The following is a 24,815-nucleotide window of genomic DNA, read 5'->3' on the forward strand; positions in this document are numbered from 1 at the left end:
CCTGCTCCTGCTCCTGCTCCTGCTCCTGCTCCTGCTCCTGCTCCTGCTCCTGCTCCTGCTCCTGCTCCTGCTCCTGCGGGTGGGGCCAGCGCCACGCAGGCACAAGTGCCGGTTACCACCCCTGCCCCGGCACGTCCCCTCCCTGACGCCACCATCCCCAATGCACCACCGGGCGTGCCGCAGCTTACTCCACCGCCATCCGATGTGGAGGTGCACCCTTTCCCCATTCCGCCGCAGCCTACCGTGCAGCTTCAGGCTACCGGCACCCTCACGCCCATTCCCGGTGGTATCCGGCTGACATTTGCCCCCGGCTCGGCCGACCTTAACCCCGAAACGCATCAGGCCATTCTGGCATTCGGGCAGAACCTTGCGTACAAGCCGCATGTGCGCGCGCTTGTGGATGCCTATAGTTCAGGCGCAGCGGATGATCCTTCGCTTCCACGGCGCATGGCTCTTGCCCGCGGTCTGGCCGCGCGGAGCGTACTGATGAACGGCGGAACGCCTTCGACCAGAATTTATGTACGGGTTATTGGTCAGCCCCAGAACGCCAAGCCGGATGCGCCACAGGACTATATTGATATTTATCAGTCTGACATGGAGCCATAACGCGGCATAAGCCGCAACGGCGCACTGGCCACCCCCGGCAGACCGGGGGTAATACACAAACCATCCAGATTGTCAGGTAAAGGGGACAAGCAGGCGGAATTACACGCCTGCTTTGAGCTCTTCCATGCGGATACGGGCCTGTGTGGCCAACTGGTCCACCAGTTCGTTCTCCGGCACGCCAGAGTGGCCCTTGACCCAGTGCCATGATACATCATGCGGTTTGGCCGCATCCAGCAGGCGCCGCCACAAATCCATGTTGGCAACCGGGTCCCCCGCCGCGTTGCGCCAGTTACGGCGGACCCAGCCCGTATGCCAGCGCGTAATGCCGTTCCGCACATATTCGCTATCGGTATGCAGGTTAACGGTGCAGGGCTTGGTCAGTGCTTCCAGCGCCTCGGCGGCGGCTGTCAGTTCCATGCGGTTATTGGTGGTTGCCAGTTCCCCGCCCGAGAGTTCGCGTTCAACGCCCCTGCAGCGCAGCAACACTCCCCAGCCGCCGGGGCCGGGGTTGGGCTTGCATCCGCCATCTGTCCAGATTTCAACCTGCATCCGGTTTTCCGCGGTTGGGGAAGAAAGGTCAGAGTCCATAACCACCCACCGTCTGCGTTGCCAGATGGAACCTGAGCCGCTTGAGGTAATCCAGCGGGTTTTTGGGTGTGACCAGCGCATCGGCCGGGGTGTTGATCCAGTCGTACAGCCGGGTCAGCAAAAAGCGCATGGCCGCACCCTGCGCCAGAACCGGCATGGCACGGCACTCGGCATCATCAAGCTTCCGCACCTCTTCATACCCTAGCAGCATCTGGCGGGCGAAGGTCACGTTAAACGCGCCATCGGGCTGGAAGCACCATGCGTTCAGGCAGATGGCCACGTCGTATGCAAGATAGTCCGTGCAGGCAAAATAGAAATCAATCAGTCCCGATACACCGTGGTTGAGGAAAAACACGTTATCGGGGAACAGGTCGGCATGAATTTGCCCACGCGGCAGGGTTGGGTTGCCATCGTGGCCCGGCCATGCGGGCACAATACGGGCAAGGGCCTGCTCCAGTTCCGCCTGCAAACCCGGCTGCACCGTGTTGGCCCCACCCGCGCAGCTTTGCAGCAGAGGCGCCCATGCGGTTGGCCCCAGCGCATTGGCGCGCTCAGGTGCATAGGACCGGCCTGCCGCATGCAGTTGCGCCAGCGCACGCCCGAGAGGGCGGCAATGCTCGCCCCGCACCGTACGCGGCCAGACACCGGGTAAAAACGTGGTAATGGCCGCAGGACGGCCCGCAAGGGTTTTTAGCGTTTCCCCCCTCCGGTCTGCTACCGGCTGCGGGCAGGTAACCCCTTCCCGCGCAAGGTGCTGCATCAGCCCCAGAAACCAGGGCAGTTCGCGCGCATTCACCCGCTTTTCGTACAGAGTGAGAATAAAATCCCCCTCGGTTGTACGCAGCTGGAAGTTGGTGTTTTCCACCCCCTCGGCAATGCCACGAAACGACACCAGATCCCCAATGGCAAAATCTGCCAGAAAGTCCTGTAGCGCCTCGTCGCTAACGTCCGTGTAAACGGCCATAAACCACCTTTAGCCCAAGGGTGCGGGAAGACGGAACGTTACGTTTTCTTCCTTCACGATCCGTTCTTCAATGCACAGGGTATAACGCTTGGCCATTTCTGCCAGCATTTCCTGCACCAGTGCTTCCGGTGCGGAGGCACCCGCCGTAATGCCCAGCGTACCCACGCCATCAAGCACGGACCAGTCCAGCGCATCCAGACGGGGTACCAGCAGGGCACGGGCAGCGCCGGAGCGTTCGGCCACTTCGCGCAGCCGCTGGGAGTTGGAGGAGTTGGGCGAACCAATCACAATAACCAGATCGCATTCGGGGGCTATGGTCTTGACCGCTTCCTGCCGGTTGGTGGTGGCGTAGCAGATATCCTCGCGCTTTGGCCCTTCGATCAGGGGGAAGCGCTCACGCAGGATGTCCACGATTTCTGCCGTATCATCAACCGAGAGGGTGGTCTGGGTAATAAACGCCAGCATGCTCGGGTCCGCAGGCTGCACGCTGCGGGCTTCGTCTGCATCGTTAATCAGGGTTACGGCCCCGGCGGGGAGCTGGCCCATAGTGCCCACAACCTCGGGGTGACCGGCATGACCGATCATGAGAATATGGCGGCTTTCCGGGCCACCTGCGGCATAATGGCGCTCGGCCTCGCGGTGGACCTTGGACACCAGCGGGCATGTGGCATCCAGATACAGAAGATTGCGGCGCTCGGCTTCGGCCGGTACGGTCTTGGGCACGCCATGGGCGGAAAAAACAACGTGACCATCTGCGGGAACTTCGTCCAGTTCCTCCACAAAGATGGCGCCCTGTGCCTCCAGCTCCTCTACGACGGTGCGGTTATGAACGATCTCGTGTCGGACATAGACCGGCGCGCCGTAACGGCGAATGGCTTCCTCCACCACACGGATGGCGCGGTCCACCCCGGCACAAAAGCCGCGCGGGCCAGCCAGAAGGACCTTGAGTGAGCGGCCATGCTGCGTATCCGCGGTCTGGGTGGTGGTCAGGGTGTCAGTTTGATCGGGCATGGTGTTCCCCAAAGTTGCAGCGGACTGTATAGAGAAGATAACTGGCTATGAAGACGCATACTGAAAACAGGCTACGCCCGAAACCCGGTAAAGGCCGTGGCAGTTGTGGCCTACGCAAAGGACGCATGTGATGCAACCCGTTTTGCAGCATTCAAGACGTGAAACACGCGCGCTGCCGAGCGTTGCGGGTTGGTGCGTCACCTATTTTTGTTCCTCCACCCCTTATAATGCCGGATCACTCCATGCCTTATGATCTTACCCGCCTGCGCCACCAGCTCCCCCGCGTAACCGCCTGTGGCGCACTGGCCATGGGCCTGCTGACAACTCTGGCGGCCTGCAGTGGCGGAGAAAGCGCCTCCATGGAGTTCGCGCCTGCCTGCCCCGTGACACATATCCCTTCCGAGGCCGCAGACTACTACCTGTATAACGGGAAAGGCACCGGTTTTGGTGATCTGGTGGCACGGGCCAGTATTGTCAAGCTGGAGGGCGAATGCTCCGCGGGTGGCCCCAAGGACCTGAAGACCCGAGTCGTACTGCACATTACCGTTGAACGCGGCCCAGCCTCCTCTACCGAGACACTGAACATACCGTGGTTTATTGCCGTGCTGCATGGGGACCGGATTGTGAACAAGCACATCTTCCGCCACACCGTGACGTTCCCGGCCAACCTTGCAACGTTTGACACCACCAGCAAGGTGGTCACGATCGACCTGCCGATCACCCCCCGCAATGTCGATTCCGACTACCGGTTCGAGGTGGGATTCCAGCTAAGCCCGCGCCAGCTTGAATATAACCAGACGCACCTCAAGCAGACGACCTATAAAGCGTACTGAACCCGTCAGGGTGTGCAGGGAAATATCTGCCCTTGTGCACCCCGCCCTTGTGCACCCGGCCTTTGCTACCTGTAACGCCCTGCCCGCCCGTTAGGTTGCTGGCGGCGCATCGGGGGGGAAGCGGGCCTCTTTTATGGCGGCGTTCTGCCGGTCGGTCAGGGCCTGCTCATCAAACCCTTCCACAATTTCGTGGAACAGTTCGCTCCAGTTCATTTTAACCTTGAGCCGCATGAATACCGACCCCAGCCCTATGGCCGAGCGGTCCACCAGCACAAATTCTCGCGGCAGGCGCACACCCCCTGTTTTCTGCAGCCCTTCATGCACGCGGCTCAGCACCTCGCGCCCGTGTTCAGGGGTGTTCTCCTCCTGAATGTAGCGCTCGCGGTTATCCATGAGCGGGGCATAAAGCAGGCTTGCCCATTCATTGAGCACACGCACCTTCTCGCGCGAGAGGTCCTTGAAGCCCCATGCCGCGTACGCATGGGCTGCCAGATCCTCGTCCTTCGTGCGCAGAGCGTTGTACAGGTCGATATTGCCCTTGATGAACGAAGGCCGGAAAATGCGGATAGCCCCAAAATCCAGCAGGTTCAGCCCGCCATCCTCACGCACGGTAAAGTTGCCCATATGCGGGTCGCCATGCACGACACCATACTGGTAGAGTGGCACGTACCAGCCCCGGAACAGGGCACGGGCAATTTTCTTTTTCTGCTCGTCTGAAAGCCCGGCCTTGATGGCGGCATTCAGGTTCTGGCCTGCCACCCATTCCATGGTCAGCAGGCGGCGGGTACTCAGCTCATCTACCGGCAGCGGCACGGTGACATCCGGACAGTCGCGCAAAATGGCGTGATAGAGGCGCATATTGGCAGCTTCACGCCGGTAATCCAGTTCTTCACGCAGGCGTTCGGCCAGTTCTTCCACCACATCATCCTGGCGGATGGCATTGTCGAGCTTGTGGTAAACGCCAATGGCCATGCGGAACTGCTTGAGGTCCGCCTCCACCGCCGAGTTCATGTCCGGGTACTGGAGTTTGCAGGCCACACGGCGGCCATCGGCCAGAATGGCCTGATGCACCTGCCCAAGGCTGGCCGCAGCGGCGGCCTCCTTGCCAAAGGCGCGAAAGTTTTTCTCCCACCCCGCTCCAAGTTCCGCCGTCATGCGACGACGCACAAAGTTCCAGCCCATTGGGGGCGCGTTGGACTGGAGCTGGGCCAGTTCCTCCGCATATTCTTCAGGCAATGCGCCGGGTATGGTGGCCAGAAGCTGTGCTGCCTTCATGAGCGGGCCTTTAAGCCCCCCCAGCACGGATTTAAGGTCTTCCGCGTGGGTCAGGCCCGTGGTGCGGATTCCCATTTTATGCCCGGCCATACGTGCGGCAATGCCCCCCACCGTGCCGGTGGTCTGCACCATACGCCGCAACTCCCCGAACATGCCGGAGTTATCAAGATCACGCGCCATGCTCTGCCTGCTCCAACTGGTCAATAAAGCCGGAAATCACATCCAGCCCCTTGCGCCAGAAACCGGGGTCCGAAGCATCCAGTCCGAAGGGAGCCAGCAGGTCCTTGTGGCGCAGCGTGCCACCGGCTTCCAGCATGGCGATGTATTTATCCTGAAAACCCGGAGCCCCTTCGCTGAACACCTTGTACAGCGCGTTTACCAGACAATCCCCGAACGCATAGGCATACACATAGAAGGGGGAATGGATAAAGTGCGGGATATACGCCCAGAACACATCGTAATCGGGGGTAAAGTTAAAGGCCGGACCAAGGCTTTCGGTCTGGACAGCGCGCCAGATTTCACCAATCCGTTCGGGCAGGAGTTCACCTTTTTTCCGCTCGTCATGCACGCGGGTTTCAAACTCGTAGAACGCAATCTGGCGCACCACCGTGTTCAGCATATCCTCCACCTTGCCAGCCAGCAGCAGGCGGCGGCGGGCGGGGTCCTTTTCCCCGTCCAGAAGGGACTGGAAGGTCAGCATCTCACCAAACACACTGGCGGTTTCGGCCAGCGTGAGCGGGGTGTCGGACATCAGATAACCCTGCTTTGTCGCCAGAACCTGATGCACGCCGTGCCCCAGTTCGTGCGCCAGCGTCATCACATCGCGAATGCGGCCGTGGTAGTTGAGCAGGATATACGGATGGGCCGACGGCACGGTGGGGTGGGCAAACGCGCCGGGGGACTTGCCCGGAGCGGGTGGCACATCAATCCACGGACTGGTCAGGAAGGTGTTGATCACCTTGCCCATGCGCGGGTCAAACCCGTCATACGCCTTCTGCACAATGGCTTTGGCCTCGGTCCACGGAATCTGGCGGTCCTCGCAGCCGGGCAGAGGAGCGTTGCGGTCCCAGTGCTCCAGCTTGTCCAGCCCCATCCATTTGGCCTTGAGCGCATAATAACGGTGGGACAGACGCGGATAATCCGTGCGTACGGCTGAAACCAGCGCATCCACCACGCCATCTTCCACCATATTGGACAGATTGCGCGAGGATGTGGGGCGGGCATAATGCCGCAACCCGTCGGATATGGATTTGTCCTTGGCCAGCGTGTTGGTAATGAGCGCAAACAGGCGGACATTCCCTTCAAACACGCCCCCCACGGCCTTGCCTGCGCGCTCACGCACCCCTCGGTCTGTATCGGACAGGCGGTTAAGCGCATCGCCCACCGTCATGGTCTGCCCGTCTACCGTAACCCGCAGGGCGGCTATGGTTTCATCAAACAGGCGGCACCATGCCTGCGCGCCGGTTACGGATTTTTCCAGCAGCACTTTTTCCACGTCATCGCCAAGCTGGTGGGGGCGGTACATGCGCACGTCGCGCAGGTAAGGCTGCCAGCGGGCAAGAGCGGGGTCATCCATTTTGGCCTGAAGGTCGGCCTCTTCCAGCCGGTTGAGTTCCAGCCCGAAGAACAGAAGGTCGGCGGAAATATCGGTCAGCCGTTCGTTAATGGACTGGCTGAAGCGGCTGATGGACGGGTTGGACGAATCCGCAGCAAACAGCAGCGAGGCATAGGAGCCAGCCCGGCCCAGTTTTTCCTCGATCTCTTCAAACTCGCTCATGGCCTGCGCCAGTTGCCCGCCGTCCAGGCTGTTCAGGCGACCCTGATACAGCTTGGCAAAGCTTTTGGCGGCCGCGGCAGCTCCCGCCAGATCGGCCTCCAGTTGCGGGTCGTCCATGCCCGCGTACAGGGCCGACAGGTCCCAGCGCGGCAGGGCAGCAGCGCTCTGGTCGGAGGAAGGGGCAGGTCCGGCTTCCGCCGCCATAAGCGGAAGTGACAGCGAACGGGAAAAATGCGCGGTATGTTCCATGCCCCCACTCTACCGCGCAAATCCACCAGAGGCGAGAGCCCTTGCATGCAAAGACAGGGCACCGGAACGACAAAACGGGCGGGAGCCATAAGCCCCCGCCCGTTTTGTGCCCGCATGCCCTGTAAAGGCTGGTTCAGGCCGATTTGGCCTGCTCTGCGCCCTCAACATCAAAGCCGATGATTCTGGCGTAGTCCCGGGGCACGATCTGCCAGAACTGGGGCAGAACCTCATCCCACTTATGCAGCAGCATGGAGGCATAGGCCGAGCCGGTCTCCTCCACATGGCGTTCCACCAGAGCGCGCAGGCTTTCGGCCCATCTGGGGTCGGTTACACGCGACCACAGCAGAGATTCGGGGTTGATGCGCTTGGTAAAGCCCCCGTTGCTGTCCAGCACAAAGGCCATGCCGCCGGTAAAGCCTGCGCCAAAGTTGTCGCCCACTTCACCCAGCACCACAACGGTACCGCCGGTCATGTATTCGCAGCAGTTGGAACCGCAGCCTTCAACAACCGCCGTAGCGCCAGAGTTCCGTACGGCAAAGCGTTCGCCCGCCTGCCCTGCGGCATACAGTTCGCCCGCCGTAGCCCCATACAGCACCGTGTTACCAATAATGGCGTTCTTGTTGGACACAAGCGTGGAGGACGGAGACGGACGAACCGTAATGGTCGCGCCCGAGAGGCCCTTACCCACATAGTCGTTTGCATCGCCCAGCACTTCCAGCTTGAGGCCCTGCACCGCAAACGCCCCAAGGGACTGCCCGGCCGAACCACGCAGGCGCACGGTCAGGTGGCCCGGAGCCAGCGTTTTCATGCCGAACTGGCGCACGATGAGAGAGGAAATGCGCGTGCCAATGGCGCGCTGGGTGTTCTGCACATTATAGTGCAGCTGCATTTTCTCACCATGGTCAAACAGCGGACGGGCATCGTTGATCATCTGCGCGTCCAGCGTGTCGGGCACCTCGTTACGGCCTTCAAGCGTGCAGTAACGGGCAAACGGCCCCGGATCTGCCTGCGAAAGCAGGGAGTTCAGGTCCAGATCGTCCAGATAATCCGCCCCGCGGGAAACCTGACGCAGCAGGTCCGTGCGGCCAATAATCTCGTTCAGCGTACGGAAGCCGAGAGAGGCCAGAATGTTCCGCACATCCTCCGCAATGAACGAGAACAGGTTGATCACCTTTTCCGGCGTGCCTTCAAACTTGGCGCGCATGGCCGGGTCCTGCGAGCACACGCCAACCGGGCAGGTGTTGGAGTGGCACTGGCGCACCATAATGCAGCCCATGGCCACAAGGCTGGCCGTGCCAATACCAAACTCTTCCGCACCCAGCATGGCGGCGATCACCACATCACGCCCGGTCTTGATGCCACCATCGGCACGCAGGCGCACGCGGTGGCGCAGACGGTTGAGCATGAGAACCTGATGCGTTTCCGCCAGCCCCAGCTCCCACGGCAGACCTGCGTATTTGATGGAGCTGACCGGGCTTGCCCCCGTGCCACCGGAATGGCCGGAAATAAGAATGGCGTCGGCCTTGGCCTTGGCCACACCTGCGGCAATGGTGCCAATACCCGAACGGGCTACCAGTTTAACGGTTACGCTGGCATCGGGGTTAATCTGCTTGAGGTCATAAATAAGCTGGGCCAGATCCTCGATGGAATAAATATCGTGGTGCGGCGGCGGGGAAATCAGCGTGACCCCCGGCGTTGCATGGCGCAGCTTGGCAATAAGCTCGGTCACCTTGAAGCCGGGCAACTGCCCGCCCTCACCCGGCTTGGCACCCTGAGCCACCTTGATTTCCAGTTCGCGGCAGTCGTTCAGATACTGCGCGGTCACCCCAAAGCGGCCAGACGCCACCTGTTTGATGGCGGAGGATGCGTTATCCCCATTCGGGCGTGGCCTGGCGCGTGCCGGGTCTTCCCCACCCTCACCGGAATCGGATTTCGCGCCAATCCGGTTCATGGCGATGGAGAGGGTCTCATGCGCTTCAGGGCTGAGTGCGCCGAGCGAGATGGCAGGCGAGATCAGGCGTTTACGCAGTTGCGTAATGCTTTCCACCTCTTCTACCGGAATGGGCGTACGCCCTTCGCGGAAGTCGAGCAGGTCACGCAGGGCCACGGGCGGCTGGGCACGCACGGCATCGGCATAACGCTGGTAGATGGTAAAGCTGTCTGTTGCCACGGCGGTCTGGAGCATATGGATCAGCCCGCCATCAAATGCGTGCTGCTCCCCACTGCGGCGCAGTTTGTACAGCCCGCCAACCGGCAGGGTCAGCGCGGAAGCAGACCCCCATGCCTGCTCGTGGAAGCTGAGCGCGTTGCGGGCAATACCCGACAGGCCAATACCGGAAATGCGCGAAGGCATACCGGGGAAGAACTCCGCCGTAAGCGCGCGGGACAGGCCCACGGCTTCAAAATTGCAGCCACCACGGTAGGACGCCACAATGGAAATACCCATTTTGGACATGATCTTGAGCAGACCCTTGTCCACTGCCTTGCGGTAGCGCTCCATGCATTCACGCAGGCTGCGGCTGCCAAACAGGCCACGGCGATGGCGATCAGCAATGCTTTCCTGCGCCAGATACGGGTTAACCGTTGTGGCCCCCACACCAATGGTCACGGCAATGGCATGCACATCCAGCGCTGTGGAGGTGCGCACGTTCAGCGACGTGAAGGTGCGCAGGGACGTCCGCACCAGATGCGTATGCACGGCTCCGGTGGCCAGAATCATGGGGATGGAAGCCCGGTCGGGGGACTGGCCTTCATCCGTCAGGAAGACATGGGTGCAGCCACCCCGCACGCTTTCCTCCGCTTCGCGGCGGATGCGGGCAATGGCCTCACGCAGACCGGCCTCACCATCCTTTGCGGGGAAGGTGCAGTCAATCACGCTGGCGGACGTGCCGCAGAAGCCGCGCAGGGCCTCATACTCACCCGAGGTCAGAACCGGGCTGGGCAGTTGCAGCATGTCGCACTGTTCGGCCGACTGGTCGAGAATGTTGCCAAGGTTGCCCAGACGCGTGGCAAGGCTCATCACTCCCGATTCACGCAGGCTGTCGATGGGCGGGTTGGTCACCTGACTGAACATCTGGCGGAAATAGTGCGACAGGCCGCGGTAACGGGGCGAAAGCACAGCCAGAGGTGTATCATCCCCCATGGAGCCAATGGCTTCGCTCGCGTCTTCCACCATCGGGTGGAGCAGGGTTTCCAGCTCTTCCAGCGTAGTGCCGACGGCCAGCTGGCGGCGGCGCAGCTCATCGCCCGTGTAGTAAACCGGCTCGGTCACTTCAGAGCGGACAAGATGGCCGATCTTCTGGGTGCGTTTGATCCAGTCAGAAAAATCCTGACGGGAGGACAGCACATCCAGCAGGGCGCTGTTACCGTAGAGTTTGGCGTCGTCCAGATCCACGCCAATCATCTCGCCCGGGCCAAGGCGGCCACGGCTGACAATGGCGTTTTCAGGCACGCGCACCATACCGGTTTCGGAGCCCACAATCAGCAGGTTATCCGTTGTCACCGTATAGCGCAGCGGGCGCAGGCCGGAGCGGTCCAGCCCGGCCACAACCCAGCGGCCATCGGTCGCACACAGGGCGGCGGGGCCGTCCCACGGTTCCATAACCGCGTTGCAGTAGGTGAACATGTCCCGGTGTTCGGGCTTCATGGTCGCATTGCCGCCCACGCTGGCGGGGATCATCAGCGCCTTGGCAGCGGGCGCATCCCGCCCGCCAAAGGTCAGCAGTTCAAACACGTTATCCAGCGTGGCCGTATCCGACCCACCAGCCTGCACCAGCGGCTTGATGTCCGCCATCCACGGGTCCAGATCCGGATGAGACAGCCGTGTTTCGTGGCTTTTCATCCAGTTGATGTTGCCCGAAATGGTGTTGATTTCACCATTATGGGCAAGACGGCGGAACGGCTGAGCCAGCTTCCATGTGGGGAATGTGTTGGTCGAATACCGCTGGTGGTAAATGGCAAAGCGGCTGACAAAACGCGCATCCAGCAGATCCGGGTAGAACTCGGTCAGATGCTCGGCAAGGAACATGCCCTTATAGATAAGGGAACGGCAGGAGAGCGAGCAGATATACAGGTCCACCTGCGCCGCAATGGCGGCCTTTTCTATCCGGCGGCGAATAACGTAGAGGTCGCGCTCAAACGCTTCCTCCGTTTTGCCCGGCAGGTTGCGGATAAGGATCTGCTCGATTTCGGGCCGGGTTGCATTGGCTTTTTCACCAATGCAGGAGGTGTCGATCGGCACCTGACGCCAGCCGTAAATGCCGTAGCCAAAGGCCAGAATCTGGGTTTCGATAATCTGGCGGCACTGTTCCTGCGCCACAAAATCGGTCTTGGGCAAAAACACCTGCCCCACGGCAATGGGGCCATCGCTCGGGCGGTCGCCCGTGCTGGTGATGGCGTCAGCAAAAAACTCCTGCGGGATTTCTACATGAATGCCCGCGCCGTCGCCCGTTTTGCCATCGGCATCAACCGCGCCACGGTGCCAGATGGCTTTAAGCGCGGCAATACCGGCTTCCACCACCTCACGCCGACGCTTGCCGTCCAGTGCCGCCACAAGGCCCACACCGCAGGAATCGCGCTCATCCGCCGGGTCATACAGCCCATCCAGCGCCTGCACGTTGGCGTCCCACGCCTTGAGAAACTCTTCACCGCTTTCAGCGGAAACAGTGTGCGAAAACTGTTCCATATCCATTATCCCTGCTCCGCCGTACGAGCCATTGCATCAGCCCTGATCCACTCATGGATGCTCTGGGCGGCTTCCCGCCCGTCCTTGATCGCCCACACGACCAGACTGGCCCCACGCACAATATCCCCTGCTGCAAACACACCGGGCAGCGAGGTCATGAAGCTTTTCTGGCCCACCTTGAGCGTACCCCAGCGCGATGCCGCCAGAGCGGGCTCATCCCACAACTGCGGCAGGGGTTCGGGGTCAAAGCCGAGGGCTGCGATCACCAGATCCGCTTCCAGCGTAAAGGAAGACCCTTCCAGCGGCTCCACCGACTGGCGGCCCGAGGCATCGGGCAGGCCCAGCTTCATGCGGGATGCGCGCACACCTGTTACGTGGGTGTCGCCCAGAAAAGCTTCGGGGGCGGCCAGCCATTCAAACTGCACGCCTTCTTCTTCCGCGTTCTTCACCTCACGCGTGGAGCCGGGCATGTTGGCGCGGTCGCGGCGGTAGAGGCAGCGCACCGATTTGGCACCCTGACGGATGGCCGTGCGCACGCAGTCCATGGCCGTGTCACCACCGCCCAGCACCACCACGTTTTTACCTGCGGCATCCAGCGCCTGCGCCTCATCGGGCAGGACATCCCCAAGGGAGCGACGGTTGGAGGCGGTCAGGTAATCCAGCGCCTTTTCAATCCCGGCCAGGCCCGCACCGGGGCCACCAATTGCGCGGGACTTGTACACGCCTGTTGCGATCAGCACCGCATTATGCCGCCCACGCAGTTCGGCAAAGGACAACTCGCCCGGACCGTTGCCAATACCCTGCCCCAGATGGAAGACAACACCGCCCTCCGCCAGCAGTTCATGCCTGCGGGCCACAATATGCTTTTCAAGCTTGAAGCCGGGAATACCATACACCAGCAGGCCGCCCACGCGGTCATACCGGTCATAGACATGGACCTGATAACCCTGCGCACGCAACTGGTCTGCCGCAGCCAGCCCCGCCGGGCCAGCCCCTACAATCCCTACGGATTCGGCGCGCTCACGCAGGGGGCTGACCGGCTTGACCCAGCCGTTTTCAAACGCCGTGTCCGTTACAAACCGCTCAACCGCGCCAATGGTCACGCTCTCGAACCCCGGTTCGATCACGCAGCTTCCTTCGCACAGGCGATCCTGCGGGCAGATACGGCCACAGATTTCGGGGAAGGTGTTGGTGGCGGAGGATACGCCATAAGCTTCCTCCAGCCGCCCCTGCGCCGTGAGCATCAGCCAGTCGGGAATGTTGTTCCCCAGCGGGCAGTGAACAGAGCAGAACGGAACACCACACTGCGAGCAGCGGCTAGCCTGTTCGGTGGCCTGCTCTGGCTTAAAGTCATCGTAAATTTCGTCAAAATCCGTCCGCCGCTCAGCCGCCGTGCGTTTTTGTGGCTGCTTTTGCGAAACGGAGACAAATTTCAGCATCTTGGTTGTCATACGCCATCCCCGGCTAACAAGGGCGCGGCAGACAGTCCTCGCCCCCCTAAAATCAAGCAGGAGGGAAAGTGCCTGTTATCCCTCCAGATAAAAAGACAGCATTGCTTACCTATTTTAATTTTAGGTCCGGAATAGCATTAAATGGCGTATTTTTTACAAAATAAATGGTTCCATTCCGGACCTTTATAAACCCAACCTACCGTTGTGGAACAAAAACCCCGGAACGACCGCCGCCAGCCCTGTACCGCTCCAGATAAAACGGCACACAGGCCGCCACGCTGCGCGGCACAATACCCAGAACCTCGAACCCCGATTCCGTTGGTGGCACAACATTATCCTGCGAGAGCATGAGCAACTGGTCGCGCGTGAGCAGCTTGCCGGGCAGACGCTCCAGCACCGCTGCCTGCAACCGTGCCAGCGCCAGAGGCACGCGCATAACGGGCTTGTCACGCTGCGTCTGCTGCAAGGCGAACTCGGCAATATCCTGCATGGTCATGACATCCGGCCCACCAAGCTGCCATTCCCGCCCGCCCAGTTCGGGCGTAGTCGCCAACTGCGCCACCGCCTGCGCCACGTCTCCCACGTAAACAGGCTGCACACGGGTGGTTGCACCATAGACCGGCATAAACGGCAGGTAGCGCGCCAGCATACCAAACAGATTGAAGAACCTGTCTTCCGGCCCAAAAATAACCGAAGGGCGAACAAGGGAGGCATCCGGGCGGAACTGCCTGACCAGCGCCTCCCCCGCGGCACGGCTCCGCCCGTAGGCAGAGGGCGCATCGGCCGAGGCACCAAGGGCGGACATGTGCACATAGCGCGCAACTCCGGCCTCCGCCGCAAGGCGGGCCACACGCCCCGCCCCTTCCACATTGACCGCCTGCAGGCTCTGCGCGGAGGAGGAGGACAGAACCGCTGCAAGGTTGACCACAACATCCGCCCCGCGCACGACACAGGCTACCGTGCTGTCATCCAGCACCGAGGCATAAAAGGGCGCAACCTGCCCCACCCGCCCCATGGGGCGCAGCAGGGCTCCCTGGTCCGGCCTTCGGCTGGCGACACGCACCGTATACCCGGCCTGCGCCAGACACTGCACAACATACTGGCCGACAAAGCCATTCCCGCCCAGCACGGCCGCAGTCTTGTTCCCACTCATGCCCGCATTCCCTTGCTTCAGTCTCTTGCGCTTCACGCAATCCATGCACTGTGTTGCATTCGCCCCCAACAGGCCAGAGGAGGGGCCGACACAAATTCGTCAAAAAAATCATTTTACCTGTTGACGGTAGCATATGTGCGGGGTAAATGCCTCTTCACCAGCCCGGAACACTCCGGGTTGCCATTTGAGCCCAGATGGCGGAATTGGTAGACGCGCAGGTTTCAGGTACCTGTGACCGAAAGGTTGTGGAAGTTCGAGTCTTCTTCTGGGCACCAAATTCTCCCCCGGGAATTTGTCAAGCTAAGCAGCCCCCGCAAGGGGGCTTCTGCTTTTCTGGCCTCCCGCTTTACTCTCCTCTTTTCCAAAAATACTGATGCTCCGAGCATGAGCTGCCAGCACTTTGGCCGCAGGCTCTTCCTGCCGTCCCCTGTGGCGGCACACGCCCAAAAATGCCCCTAGCCTGCCAGCCCTGCACCAGCGGAGGCAAAATACAGGTTAACGGCATGGCACATGGCCCCCGCCACCATGGCTCTGTGCCCTGCCTGCCGCAGCGCGGCCTCATCCAGCCGGTTGGACATAAAGCCCATTTCCACCAGAACCGAGGGAATCTGTGCGGATTTAAGCACCGCAAACGCGGCATGACGGTGCGGATGCGTTAAAAGCTGCACGCGGGACTGAAAAGCAGATACCACCGCCTGCGCCATATGCGAGGACCCCTTGCGGGTTTCCTCCGTCACCAGACTGGCCAGAATACGCTGCACCTCGGGCGAGGCCCCATGCACCATGGGACCACCAAACCTGTCCGCGCTGTTTTCCGTACGGGCCAGATCCGCCGTCTGGCTGTCCGATGCCCCGTGGGCGTGGGTGTACACGCTCGCCCCACGCACGCTGGCATCGTGCAGCGCATCGGCATGCATGGATACAAAGAGAGAAGCCCCATGCTGCTGGGCCATGTCCACCCGCCCGTCCAGCGGAATAAAATGGTCACTCGAGCGCGTAAGGGCCACACGGTAACGCCCCGTTGCCAGCAGCTGCCGTGCCAGTTCCTGCGCCGCGGCCTCTGCCACGTGCTTTTCGTAGGTGCCGGAAAAACCGATGGCTCCGGGGTCCTTGCCCCCATGCCCCGGGTCCAGCATGACCAGCGGTCTGGGCGGCTGGGCACGGCCGACCACGGCAGGCGCATGCACAGCAGCAGCGTGGGACGCCGTACGCGCGTACGCCGGAGCACTGAGCAGAACACCAACCACCCCGCCAGCCACATGGGTCAGGAAGGTTCTGCGTGGCACGGACAGGCTCTGGGGTGCGGGGAGCAGCAGGTGCGTGTCCGACCCAACAGGGTCCGGCCTGTGCGGTGCCATCAAGCGTGCCTTTATCCTTGAGTTGTCTGCTCAACACTGTGCCCGAAAAATGGCAAAAAAATAACCACCCATTTACACCCCAAAGCCTTTGTTACGAATAGCTTGCAGTCTTGCTGTATTTGGGTCATGCTTAATGTGCATGGCATCTGGGCATTAGTGTACCTGCCGTGCGCCCTGCCTGTAGCTTTTCGGGCGTTGTGTCTGCGCGGCATGCCCCGCCACCGCCCAACACCGGAAAGCCGAGCAAAGTGATGATTGAAGGATACACAACCATAGCTCGCCCCATTGCCCTGAGTATCTCGGCCAGACCACAGGCACCAGCATGCCTGCCGGGGACTGGCGCGCGGCTGTCAGAGGACGTTGGGGGCACCTTCGGTTTTCCATTTCACGCCTGTTTATACCCGCTGGAAGCGCCCCTGCTCCGTGCTGCGCCATGTTGGCAAAAGCACCGCTCAGGCTGGCCACCAGCGCACCGGAGTTTTTCTTTTTATGTCAAAGCGGATGCTGATCGACGCAACACACGCGGAAGAAACGCGTGTTGTTGTCATGGACGGAAACAGACTTGAAGATTACGATGTTGAATCTGCTTCAAAAAAGCAGCTTAAAGGCAATATCTACCTCGCTCGCGTAATTCGCGTAGAACCCAGCCTGCAGGCCGCCTTTGTGGAATATGGCGGCAACCGGCACGGTTTTCTCGCCTTTAGCGAAATTCACCCGGATTACTACCAGATTCCGGTTGCCGACCGTGAAAAACTTCTGGCCCTTCAGGCGGAAGAAGAAACACTGATCGACGACTCCGACTCTGATGAGGACGAAGCCACCGCCCACAACGCGGACGCCGAAGCGGATGAAACCTCCAGCACCGCCGACAACGACGGGGCTGAAGGGGATGAAGACCGGCAGGAAACGCCCGAATACGTCAGCGGTGAAACCGATACGGGTGAGGAAGCGCTTATCCAGAAGCGGATTGCCCGCTTCCTGCGCAACTACCGCATTCAGGAAGTTATCCGCCGCCGTCAGGTTCTGCTGGTGCAGGTCGTCAAGGAAGAGCGTGGCAACAAGGGTGCGGCGCTGACCACCTACGTCTCGCTCGCTGGCCGTTACTGTGTGCTCATGCCCAATGCGCTGCGTGGGGGCGGTGTTTCCCGCAAGATTACATCCGTGGCCGACCGCCGCCGCCTGCGCGATATTGTAAGCAGCCTGAACCTGCCGCGTGGCATGGCCATGATCGTCCGCACTGCTGGCGCCCAGCGCCCCGGCCCCGAAATTACGCGTGACTGCGAATACCTGCTCCATCTGTGGGACGACATTCGCGAACATACGCTCCAGTCCATGGCCCCCGCCCTGATCTATGAGGAAGCCAGTCTGGTCAAACGCGCCATCCGCGATGTGTACACGCGCGATGTCAGCGAGATTGTGGTGGACGGTGAAAGCGGATGGAAAGCCGCGCGCGACTTCATGCGCATGCTCATGCCCCAGCATGCCGAAAAAGTCCGTCTGTGGAGCAAGGAACACCAGCCGCTCTTTACCCACTATAATGTGGAAGGGCATCTGGACGCCATGTTCTCCCCCGTGGTGGCGCTACGCTCGGGTGGGTATCTGGTCATCAACCAGACCGAAGCACTCGTCGCCATTGACGTGAACTCCGGCAAGGCCACCAGCCAGCGGAACATTGAAGAAACCGCCTTCCGCACCAATCAGGAAGCCGCGGACGAAGTGGCCCGCCAGCTCCGCCTGCGCGATCTGGCCGGGTTGATTGTCATTGACTTTATTGACATGGAATCCCGCCGCCACAACGCCACCATCGAACGCCGCCTGAAGGACGCCCTGCGCCACGACCGCGCCCGTATCCAGATCGGCTCCATATCGCATTTTGGCCTGCTGGAAATGTCCCGCCAGAGGCTGCGTCCTTCTGTTGCGGAAGCCGCCTTTACGGTCTGCCCGCATTGCAACGGCACCGGCATGACCCGCAGCGTGGAAAGCTCTGCCCTGCATGTGCTGCGCTCCGTGGAAGAAGAAGGCGCACGCCGCCGCGCGGGTGCCATTACGGTACATGTGGCGGCTGAAATTGCCTTCTACATCCTCAACAACAAGCGTGACTGGCTGGCCAATATTGAGCAGCGCCACCAGATGGATGTGCTGTTCTCCCCCGACAACACACTCCCCGCGCCGGAAATCCGCATCGAACGCCGCTCCCCACCCCGTCCCATGGTGGCTGCACAGCAGCAGGCACTGCCTCCGGTCGAAAATGTGGATGTGGACGTGGATGTGGACGTTCCCACACCTGTACCAGCGGCCCTCCCCTCCAACCCCACCCCTGACACGGCAGAAACCGCCAGCGGGGATGAAGAACCACGCCGCCGTCGCCGTCGCCGTCGCCGCCGTGGCGGGAATGGCAACGCCAATGCACAGGGGCAGAATGGCACTCCCGCTTCCACCCAAGCTGACGCGGAAGACACCGATGAGCCAGCAGAGGCTGAGCACACCCCTGCTCCCGCTCCGCAGCAGGGCACGGATGGGCAGCACCTTGTTCCCGGCCGCCGCCGCACACGCCACTCCCGCGTGCAGCGTCAGGCTCCCGAATCGGGTGCAGAACAGCGCGTGACCATAGAGGAAGGCCCAGCCCCACGCCCGCAGCGTGCGGTCTGGACCGGGCCAACCCCTGCCAACCCGTTTGGTGATGGGCCGGATATTTTTGAACTGCTGGAAAACAGTGCGCAGGCCCGCCCTGCTCCCGCCGCCAAAGAACCCGGCCGTAAGGATATGGTAGTCGAAGCCGCACCTGCCCCGCAGGCAGATGCGCAGGGTGATGAGCAGGAAGCGTCCGGAAAACCAGGCCGCCGCCGGCCTACGCGCAAACCAGCCGGAGCCAGGGCCAACGCGCCGGGCGCGGACACAGCGGACGCATCGGCAGAACCCAAAGCGCCAGCCGCAGCGGCGGATGCGGGTGAAGCCATCGAAGCCGCGCCTAAAAAACCGGCCCGCCGCCGCGCAGCACGCGGCAGAACCGCTACCGCAGGCACGGAAGCCGAAACGGTGCAGGATACCCCTGCCGCACAGGGCGCGGAGGAAGAGGGCCCAAAAAAGCCGACCCGCCGCCGCACTACGCGCAAAACCAGCGCAGACGCCGCACCGCAGGCTGACACCACAACCGCCCCTGTAGCAGAGGAAAAAGCCGAACCTCTGGTGCAGCCGATCGTGATTGAGGACAGCCCACCCGCTACCCGCCGCCGTACCGGGTGGTGGAAGCGCTAAAACCCGCACTGTCTTTTCCGGGTGGGAGAACGTCTTCCACCCGGAATACAGGCTGCCGGTTTTTCTTCCCGGCCACCTTGTGCTAGGAGAGCAGGCCGCATTTTATTGCCTTGCCTGCCGGAGTTTGCATGAACCAGCCCTTTCCAGACCCCCAGACCGCCCACGCGCTCGGTGCGGGCCATGACGGGCAGATGGTTCTGGCCCTGCCCAAGGGCCGTATTCTCAAGGCCGTAACCCCCCTTATGGCGGGTACTGGCATGGCCCCTTCGGCCGACTGCCTTGGCGACAGCAGCCGTAAGCTGCGTTTTTCCACCGAAGACCCCGGCGTGGACATCGTGCGCGTCCGCTCGTTTGACGTAGCCACCTTTGTTGCCGCAGGCGGCGCGCAGGTTGGCATTTGCGGCTCTGACGTGCTGATGGAGTTTGACTACCCCGAAATTTATGCACCGCTGGACCTTGGCATAGGGGCGTGCCGCATTGCCGTGGCCCAGCCAGCCCACCTGCCGCATGACCCGCAGGAATGGGCGCGCTGGTCGGAAGTCCGGGTGGCTACCAAATACCCCGCCATTACCCGCCGCTTTTTTGCCGCGCGCGGTATTAACGCCACGATTGTACACCTGCACGGCGCGATGGAACTGGCCCCCATGCTTGGCCTGTCCCGCCTGATTGTGGATCTGGTGGACACTGGCTCCACATTACGGGCAAACGGGCTGAAAGAGGTCGAGACCATAGCGCAGGTTTCCAGCCGCCTGATTATCAACCGCACGGCGCTCAAAACCCGCCCCGACCAGATTGACTGCATTCTCTCCCGCTTCCGCACGGCGCTTGCGGGCACCACAACCGCTGCAAAATAATGTGTAAGGCAGATCGGATTCCATGAAACGGCTTAATACGCGTGATGCCGGTTTTGAGAGCGCCTTCAACGCGCTGCTGACCAACCGGGAAGAACAGGGGCAGGAAGTTACAACCCCCGTGGCCAATATTCTGGCCTCCGTGCGCAAGGAGGGTGATGCCGCCCTGTGCGCCCTGACCGAACGCTTTGACCGCCTGCCCGTAACCCCGGCCACGCTGGCCTTTACAGCGCAGGAAATTGCCGAAGCCACGGCACAGGTCAGCCCGGAACTGCTTGAAGCGCTGGACGTGGCGGCCCGGCGGATTGAAAGCTTCCACCAAAAGCAGCTTCCATCCGACATGCGCTACACGGACGCCGAGGGCATGACTTTGGGCATGCGCTGGATTCCACTGGATGCGGCGGGGCTGTATGTGCCCGGTGGCAAGGCGGCTTACCCCTCCTCCGTGCTGATGAACGCCATTCCCGCCAAGGTGGCGGGGGTCAGTCGGCTGGCCATGTGCGTGCCAACGCCCGACGGGGTGATCAACCCGCTGGTGCTCGCCGCAGCCGCACGCGCAGGCGTGACCGAAATCTACCGTGTAGGTGGCGCACAGGCCGTTGGAGCCATGGCTTATGGCACCCAGACCATCCGCCCCGTAGACCGCATTGTTGGCCCCGGCAACGCCTATGTGGCCGAAGCCAAGCGGCAGGTCTTTGGCCATGTGGGGATTGATAGCATTGCAGGACCGTCCGATGTGGTGGTCATTGCCGATTCGGGGTCCGACCCGCGAGTGATCGCACTCGACCTGCTGGCGCAGGCCGAGCATGACGAGCTTGCACAGGCCACCCTGATTACCCCCGATGCGGCTTTTGCTGACAGGGTCATTGCGGCTGTGGATGCAGAGCTTAAGGTTCTCTCCCGCACGGCCATTGCCAGTGCAAGCTGGGCCCGTAACGGGGCGGTGCTGATCACCCGCGACCTGCTGGAAGCCGTGGAACTGGCCAACCGTCTGGCCCCCGAACATCTGGAGCTGATGGTGGATGACCCCGAGGCTCTTTTTGTCCATGTCCGGCACGCGGGAGCCGCATTCCTTGGCCGTTTCTGCCCAGAAGCGGTCGGCGACTACGTGGGCGGGCCAAACCATGTTCTGCCCACATCACGCACCGCGCGCTTTGCCTCCGGCCTGTCGATTTACGACTTCATGAAGCGCACCACTTTCCTTTCCGGCGGGCCGGATGCCCTGCGCCGGATTGGCCCTTCCGCCGTGGCTCTGGCCCATGCCGAAGGGCTGCAAGCCCACGCCCTCAGCGTTTCTGCCCGGCTGGATGCCCTGGCAGAGCACACACCTAATGCTTGACCGCCAAGCGCCCCTCAACCATATCTGCTGACCAGACTCCCGTCAGTTTCAACATACACGAAGGATGCAATGTCTAAAGAAGACATGATCGAATTTAGCGGCACAGTTACCGAACTGCTGCCTAATGCCATGTTCCGCGTAAAGCTGGACAACGAACACGTTATTCTCGCCCATACCAGCGGCAAGATGCGCAAGAACCGTATTCGCGTTCTGGCGGGTGACCGGGTGAATGTGGAAATGACCCCTTATGACCTGTCCAAAGGTCGTATCACCTTCCGCTTCAAGTAAGCATGACGTCCTCTGGGCAGACACAGGCGGGGCAGGCTATAGCCCCTCTGCTGGTTCTCGCGTCCGCCCCCCCCCGCCGTATTGCGTTGCTGGAACAGATCGGGCTTGTGCCCGACCGCGTTCTGCCTGCCAATATTGACGAAACACCCGCAAAGGGTGAAACGCCAAGAGCCTATGCCCAGCGCGTGGCTACCGAAAAAGCCAGATGCGTTGCCACAACGCTGGATGAACCTGCTCTGGTACTGGCAGCCGATACGGTGGTGGCTCTTGGCCGACGTATTCTGCCCAAAGCCGAAGACCGGGAGAGTGCACGCTTCTGTCTGGAGCGTCTCTCTGGCAGGCGGCACACCGTGCTGACCTGCGTTGTGGTTGCCCCCACAGCCAGCTGGCCCCTTGGGCGGCATGGCACACGGCTGGTGGAAACCGCCGTAACATTCTCGCGCCTGACACCCTACCAGATTGATGCCCTGCTGGATGCGGGGGACTGGTCTGGCAAAGCGGGCGGGTATGCCCTGCAAGGCCATGCGGCTGGTTTTATCCGGGCGCTATCTGGGAGTGCCTCGGGCGTTATTGGCCTCCCCTTGTTTGAAACAGGCCAACTCCTGCGCGGGCAGCCCGGTGGCTGGCTAGCGTGAGCCTGTTCCTGCGCATTGCCACATTCCCCGGTGAAATGCGCATTGCCGTTACCAAAAACGACACGTTACTGGATTTTGCGCTCTGGCGCCCCGCTGCTCCGGACATGGTGGGCAGCGTGTACCACGCCCGAATAGAAGCCCTAACCCCAGCCATGGGGGGCGCTTTTGCTGCACTTGGTGGTAACCAGAGCGGCTTTTTACCCTTGCAGAACAACGCCCCCAAACTGACGGAGGGGCAGGCCGTTACGGTGGAGGTCAGCCGTGCCGCACAGGGCGGCAAGGGTTTGCGCCTGCGCCTGCTGGCTGCTGATGTGGCCTCGGAGCAAAAGGGGCTTATAACCCCGGGCCCCACACCACTGGCCCGGCTGGCAGCCTTGTGGCCTACCGCTGCTGTAGTGGTGGACAGCCCGGCAGCAGCAGCCCTTATTCCACCAGCACTCCGTGACCGGCGTGAACCGGGTTTTGCCCCCTACCCCGACTCCATCGCCGCAGCCTGTGACGCGCTGGAGGAGCCGCTTGTTACCCTACCTGGTGGCATGGAAGCCACCATAACCCCCACCCCTGCCCTGATCGCGATTGATATGGACGCGCCCCCTGCACAAACGGGCCATACCAAACAGACCGCGCAGTTTGCTGCCAACCGCGACGCCCTGCCCGCACTTATGCGCCAGATCCGGCTACGCAACCTGTCTGGCGCCATTCTGATCGACCCGGCAGGCCTTGCCACCCGCAAGCGCCAGGCCCTGCTGGAGCCGGTTAATGCCGCGCTCAAGCCAGACCCGCTTAACCCGCGCTGTCTGGGCATTACCGCTCTTGGGCTGATAGAAATTGTGCGCGCCCGTATTTACCCTTCCCTACCCGAGCTGCTGAACAGCCCGCATGGCCGCGCGCTGCGGGTGCTCCGGCATATTCTGGTGCATGCCCCCCAGACCACGCAGATAACGGGTGGAGCAGGCATTATCCGCGCACTGGAGCGCGACCCCGAAGCCGTGGCCGACTGCGCACGCCAGCTTGGCCACACACTGCACCTGCACACGAACCACGCCCTGCCCGATTTGACATGGACTGTTCAGAAATCCTGATGAGCAAAGCCGCCAAATGCCCGATCTGCGGGCAACCCAGCACCCCTGACTACCGCCCCTTCTGCTCCCGTCGCTGTGCGGATGTGGACCTTGGCCGCTGGTTTGGCGGCAACTACCGCATCCCCGGCGAACCAGTTCAGGAAACGGATGGTGAAAAACCTGAAATAAATGATGAAACATGACTTGATCTCAACAGCGAGCTGAGATAAATCCTCTCTCACGCCGCAAGGCTGCGGTGCCCAAGTAGCTCAGTTGGTAGAGCATGCGACTGAAAATCGCAGTGTCACTGGTTCGATCCCGGTCTTGGGCACCATTATAACGCACTCAGCTGCACCTCCCGTGACAATTTGATGTAATTTGCGCTCATCGCTCTTTGCAAGTGTTCGCATTTGTACGCCCGCCTACAATGGCGCTGTGACAGTTGGCGCAACACTGGCACCTGTTGCCATCTCATCACGACTTCCAAAGCAATCGAGGCCGCCTCAACAGCAAGAAGTCCGAGTGTTCGTTCAATAGTGGACGCCCTTCCCGCCCTGTTGAGAATAGCATCTGCCTGACTTCTACTAAGTAATGCCCCCAATGCGGAAGCTGCATCCGTAAGACTTGCTTCTCATTGCACCAACCAAGCCTGCGGGTTCGGGCCACTGCGCTGCAGGGCAGTCCACAGGCAACAGCCTGCGCCGCAGCCACTGTGGTTTCCCACGCGATCGCTGCACTCATACCAGAAGCGACTATATTCCCGTGTCCATGGGCCTCGACACCAGTGCTTCCGGTCCCCCCAGGCACAGTGCGTCCGTACTTGTTCTTCCTGTTGGTTTCATCAAATATTGCGGACGAACTCTGATATCAGATGCTTTAATCAATAGTTTTTCGAAGTTTCTATTGAATTGTTATTCTTGGATTTTATTTATTTTATCTTTAAAATTAATAAATGACTGTATGTCGGTTTCCCATGTTGATATTTTTTGATTATCTTCATTGGTAAACCTTAAATCTCCCAAATCAACCTCATTAGAAATTATTTTATTCAATGGATACTGATCATCCAATATCATCCGGTTTTGTAAATAAACAATATCACCTTGCAAATAACACGGCCAAGACATAAAGAAATTAGATGTATTCGGATCGCCAACATTAACAAGAAAATAAGATTTTTTCTCCTTTAAAAGTAACTCTGCTGCATGCCGCCATTGCTTCTGATACGAATATTTATCAAAGAAAGTCGTATTCGAAAAAAATACTTCGTTGAAATCATCGACAATGATTTTTCCCCAGTATCCGTCTTCATCATAGTAATTACCACTTTTTTCAAAAAACAGGTCAAACATGATGCGCCCTTTATCGGGTTGGGTGAAAAATCGAATGCACCTGATTCTTTGCATCTTCTGTCAGGCATTGTCCATCCGCTCTCCA

General features: G+C 60.7%; 19 protein-coding genes and 2 tRNA genes. 11 read left to right on the plus strand and 10 right to left on the minus strand.

From position 1 onward, the window contains the following. A partial coding sequence (locus AB2L51_RS04875; RefSeq protein ID WP_400920946.1) for an OmpA family protein occupies positions 1-606 on the plus strand: 606 nt, incomplete at its 5' end. 99 nt (positions 607-705) lie between these two features. On the opposite strand, the gene rnhA is transcribed toward AB2L51_RS04875, so the two are convergent. Genes rnhA through ispH form a run of 3 tightly spaced genes read right to left on the minus strand, consistent with a single transcriptional unit; the run spans position 706 to position 3,169 of the window. Then, on the minus strand, positions 706-1,194 hold the full coding sequence (gene rnhA, locus AB2L51_RS04880) for a ribonuclease HI (protein ID WP_395581557.1): 489 nt from the start codon (positions 1,192-1,194) through the stop codon (positions 706-708). Next, positions 1,184-2,158, minus strand: coding sequence for a homoserine kinase (locus tag AB2L51_RS04885; protein ID WP_395581556.1), 975 nt, complete (start codon positions 2,156-2,158; stop codon positions 1,184-1,186). The genes rnhA and AB2L51_RS04885 overlap by 11 nt, the downstream gene beginning before the upstream one ends. Before the next feature lie 9 nt (positions 2,159-2,167). Continuing rightward, the gene (gene ispH, locus AB2L51_RS04890; protein ID WP_086645653.1) at positions 2,168-3,169 is read right to left on the minus strand and encodes a 4-hydroxy-3-methylbut-2-enyl diphosphate reductase; all 1,002 of its coding nucleotides are present in this window, start codon (positions 3,167-3,169) and stop codon (positions 2,168-2,170) included. A 242-nt stretch (positions 3,170-3,411) separates the two neighbouring features. On the opposite strand from ispH, the gene AB2L51_RS04895 reads away from it, so the two are divergent. Further along, a complete protein-coding gene (locus AB2L51_RS04895; RefSeq protein WP_395581555.1) occupies positions 3,412-4,002 on the plus strand; it encodes a hypothetical protein in 591 nt (196 codons plus the stop codon). A gap of 90 nt (positions 4,003-4,092) precedes the next feature. Here AB2L51_RS04895 and AB2L51_RS04900 read toward each other — a convergent pair whose 3' ends face one another. The 5 genes from AB2L51_RS04900 to AB2L51_RS04920 all read right to left on the minus strand — a co-directional run bounded on the left by AB2L51_RS04900 (position 4,093) and on the right by AB2L51_RS04920 (position 14,591). Beyond that, positions 4,093-5,457 carry an ABC1 kinase family protein gene (locus AB2L51_RS04900; protein ID WP_395581554.1) on the minus strand — a complete coding sequence of 455 codons (1,365 nt, stop codon included), beginning with the start codon at positions 5,455-5,457 and terminating at the stop codon, positions 4,093-4,095. After that, positions 5,447-7,303, minus strand: a complete 1,857-nt coding sequence (locus tag AB2L51_RS04905) for a M3 family oligoendopeptidase (protein ID WP_395581553.1) — start codon at positions 7,301-7,303, stop codon at positions 5,447-5,449. Before AB2L51_RS04905 ends, AB2L51_RS04900 begins: the two co-directional genes overlap by 11 nt. 133 nt (positions 7,304-7,436) lie before the next feature. Further along, the gene (gene gltB / locus AB2L51_RS04910; RefSeq protein ID WP_395581552.1) at positions 7,437-11,993 is read right to left on the minus strand and encodes a glutamate synthase large subunit; all 4,557 of its coding nucleotides are present in this window, start codon (positions 11,991-11,993) and stop codon (positions 7,437-7,439) included. Continuing rightward, on the minus strand, positions 11,993-13,438 hold the full coding sequence (locus AB2L51_RS04915; RefSeq protein ID WP_395581551.1) for an NAD(P)-dependent oxidoreductase: 1,446 nt from the start codon (positions 13,436-13,438) through the stop codon (positions 11,993-11,995). The genes gltB and AB2L51_RS04915 overlap by 1 nt, the downstream gene beginning before the upstream one ends. Before the next feature lie 196 nt (positions 13,439-13,634). Beyond that, on the minus strand, positions 13,635-14,591 hold the full coding sequence (locus AB2L51_RS04920; RefSeq protein ID WP_395581550.1) for a complex I NDUFA9 subunit family protein: 957 nt from the start codon (positions 14,589-14,591) through the stop codon (positions 13,635-13,637). A 188-nt stretch (positions 14,592-14,779) separates the two neighbouring features. Between AB2L51_RS04920 and AB2L51_RS04925 the strand changes: the two genes are divergently transcribed. After that, positions 14,780-14,866: transfer RNA gene (locus AB2L51_RS04925), tRNA-Leu, on the plus strand. Between the two features lie 180 nt (positions 14,867-15,046). On the opposite strand, the gene AB2L51_RS04930 is transcribed toward AB2L51_RS04925, so the two are convergent. Continuing rightward, positions 15,047-15,949 (minus strand): N-acetylmuramoyl-L-alanine amidase family protein, encoded by a 903-nt coding sequence (locus AB2L51_RS04930; protein WP_395581614.1) that lies wholly within the window; start codon positions 15,947-15,949, stop codon positions 15,047-15,049. Positions 15,950-16,438: 489 nt separating this feature from the next. Between AB2L51_RS04930 and AB2L51_RS04935 the strand changes: the two genes are divergently transcribed. The 8 genes from AB2L51_RS04935 to AB2L51_RS04970 all read left to right on the plus strand — a co-directional run bounded on the left by AB2L51_RS04935 (position 16,439) and on the right by AB2L51_RS04970 (position 23,712). Continuing rightward, positions 16,439-19,204 (plus strand): Rne/Rng family ribonuclease, encoded by a 2,766-nt coding sequence (locus AB2L51_RS04935; protein ID WP_395581549.1) that lies wholly within the window; start codon positions 16,439-16,441, stop codon positions 19,202-19,204. Between the two features lie 128 nt (positions 19,205-19,332). Next, positions 19,333-20,058: an ATP phosphoribosyltransferase gene (hisG, locus tag AB2L51_RS04940; RefSeq protein WP_395581548.1), complete on the plus strand. Its 726-nt coding sequence runs from the start codon at positions 19,333-19,335 to the stop codon at positions 20,056-20,058. Positions 20,059-20,080: 22 nt separating this feature from the next. Next, positions 20,081-21,394, plus strand: coding sequence for a histidinol dehydrogenase (gene hisD / locus AB2L51_RS04945; RefSeq protein WP_395581547.1), 1,314 nt, complete (start codon positions 20,081-20,083; stop codon positions 21,392-21,394). A gap of 69 nt (positions 21,395-21,463) precedes the next feature. Further along, a complete protein-coding gene (gene infA / locus AB2L51_RS04950; RefSeq protein ID WP_003623225.1) occupies positions 21,464-21,682 on the plus strand; it encodes a translation initiation factor IF-1 in 219 nt (72 codons plus the stop codon). Between the two features lie 2 nt (positions 21,683-21,684). Continuing rightward, positions 21,685-22,317, plus strand: coding sequence for a Maf family protein (locus AB2L51_RS04955; RefSeq protein WP_395581546.1), 633 nt, complete (start codon positions 21,685-21,687; stop codon positions 22,315-22,317). Next, positions 22,314-23,399, plus strand: coding sequence for a ribonuclease E/G (locus tag AB2L51_RS04960; RefSeq protein WP_395581545.1), 1,086 nt, complete (start codon positions 22,314-22,316; stop codon positions 23,397-23,399). Before AB2L51_RS04955 ends, AB2L51_RS04960 begins: the two co-directional genes overlap by 4 nt. Next, positions 23,396-23,581, plus strand: a complete 186-nt coding sequence (locus AB2L51_RS04965) for a DNA gyrase inhibitor YacG (RefSeq protein ID WP_373318175.1) — start codon at positions 23,396-23,398, stop codon at positions 23,579-23,581. Before AB2L51_RS04960 ends, AB2L51_RS04965 begins: the two co-directional genes overlap by 4 nt. 55 nt (positions 23,582-23,636) lie before the next feature. Continuing rightward, positions 23,637-23,712, plus strand: a tRNA-Phe gene (locus AB2L51_RS04970). Between the two features lie 577 nt (positions 23,713-24,289). Here the strand turns inward: AB2L51_RS04970 and AB2L51_RS04975 are convergent. Then, positions 24,290-24,730, minus strand: coding sequence for a hypothetical protein (locus AB2L51_RS04975; RefSeq protein ID WP_395581544.1), 441 nt, complete (start codon positions 24,728-24,730; stop codon positions 24,290-24,292). Positions 24,731-24,815: the final 85 nt, after the last annotated feature.

Origin of the sequence: Acetobacter fabarum, from assembly GCF_040702925.2 — a bacterium.
Lineage (GTDB): Bacteria > Pseudomonadota > Alphaproteobacteria > Acetobacterales > Acetobacteraceae > Acetobacter > Acetobacter fabarum_B.

Excerpts from the sequence above, each read along its gene's own strand:
- rnhA (WP_395581557.1), bottom strand. The coding sequence starts at position 1,194 with ATGGACTCTGACCTTTCTTCCCCAACCGCGGAAAACCGGATGCAGGTT.
- AB2L51_RS04885 (WP_395581556.1), bottom strand. The coding sequence starts at position 2,158 with ATGGCCGTTTACACGGACGTTAGCGACGAGGCGCTACAGGACTTTCTG.
- ispH (WP_086645653.1), bottom strand. The coding sequence starts at position 3,169 with ATGCCCGATCAAACTGACACCCTGACCACCACCCAGACCGCGGATACG.
- AB2L51_RS04895 (WP_395581555.1), top strand. The coding sequence starts at position 3,412 with ATGCCTTATGATCTTACCCGCCTGCGCCACCAGCTCCCCCGCGTAACC.
- AB2L51_RS04900 (WP_395581554.1), bottom strand. The coding sequence starts at position 5,457 with ATGGCGCGTGATCTTGATAACTCCGGCATGTTCGGGGAGTTGCGGCGT.
- AB2L51_RS04905 (WP_395581553.1), bottom strand. The coding sequence starts at position 7,303 with ATGGAACATACCGCGCATTTTTCCCGTTCGCTGTCACTTCCGCTTATG.
- gltB (WP_395581552.1), bottom strand. The coding sequence starts at position 11,993 with ATGGATATGGAACAGTTTTCGCACACTGTTTCCGCTGAAAGCGGTGAA.
- AB2L51_RS04915 (WP_395581551.1), bottom strand. The coding sequence starts at position 13,438 with ATGACAACCAAGATGCTGAAATTTGTCTCCGTTTCGCAAAAGCAGCCA.
- AB2L51_RS04920 (WP_395581550.1), bottom strand. The coding sequence starts at position 14,591 with ATGAGTGGGAACAAGACTGCGGCCGTGCTGGGCGGGAATGGCTTTGTC.
- AB2L51_RS04930 (WP_395581614.1), bottom strand. The coding sequence starts at position 15,949 with ATGGCACCGCACAGGCCGGACCCTGTTGGGTCGGACACGCACCTGCTG.
- AB2L51_RS04935 (WP_395581549.1), top strand. The coding sequence starts at position 16,439 with ATGTCAAAGCGGATGCTGATCGACGCAACACACGCGGAAGAAACGCGT.
- hisG (WP_395581548.1), top strand. The coding sequence starts at position 19,333 with ATGAACCAGCCCTTTCCAGACCCCCAGACCGCCCACGCGCTCGGTGCG.
- hisD (WP_395581547.1), top strand. The coding sequence starts at position 20,081 with ATGAAACGGCTTAATACGCGTGATGCCGGTTTTGAGAGCGCCTTCAAC.
- infA (WP_003623225.1), top strand. The coding sequence starts at position 21,464 with ATGTCTAAAGAAGACATGATCGAATTTAGCGGCACAGTTACCGAACTG.
- AB2L51_RS04955 (WP_395581546.1), top strand. The coding sequence starts at position 21,685 with ATGACGTCCTCTGGGCAGACACAGGCGGGGCAGGCTATAGCCCCTCTG.
- AB2L51_RS04975 (WP_395581544.1), bottom strand. The coding sequence starts at position 24,730 with ATGTTTGACCTGTTTTTTGAAAAAAGTGGTAATTACTATGATGAAGAC.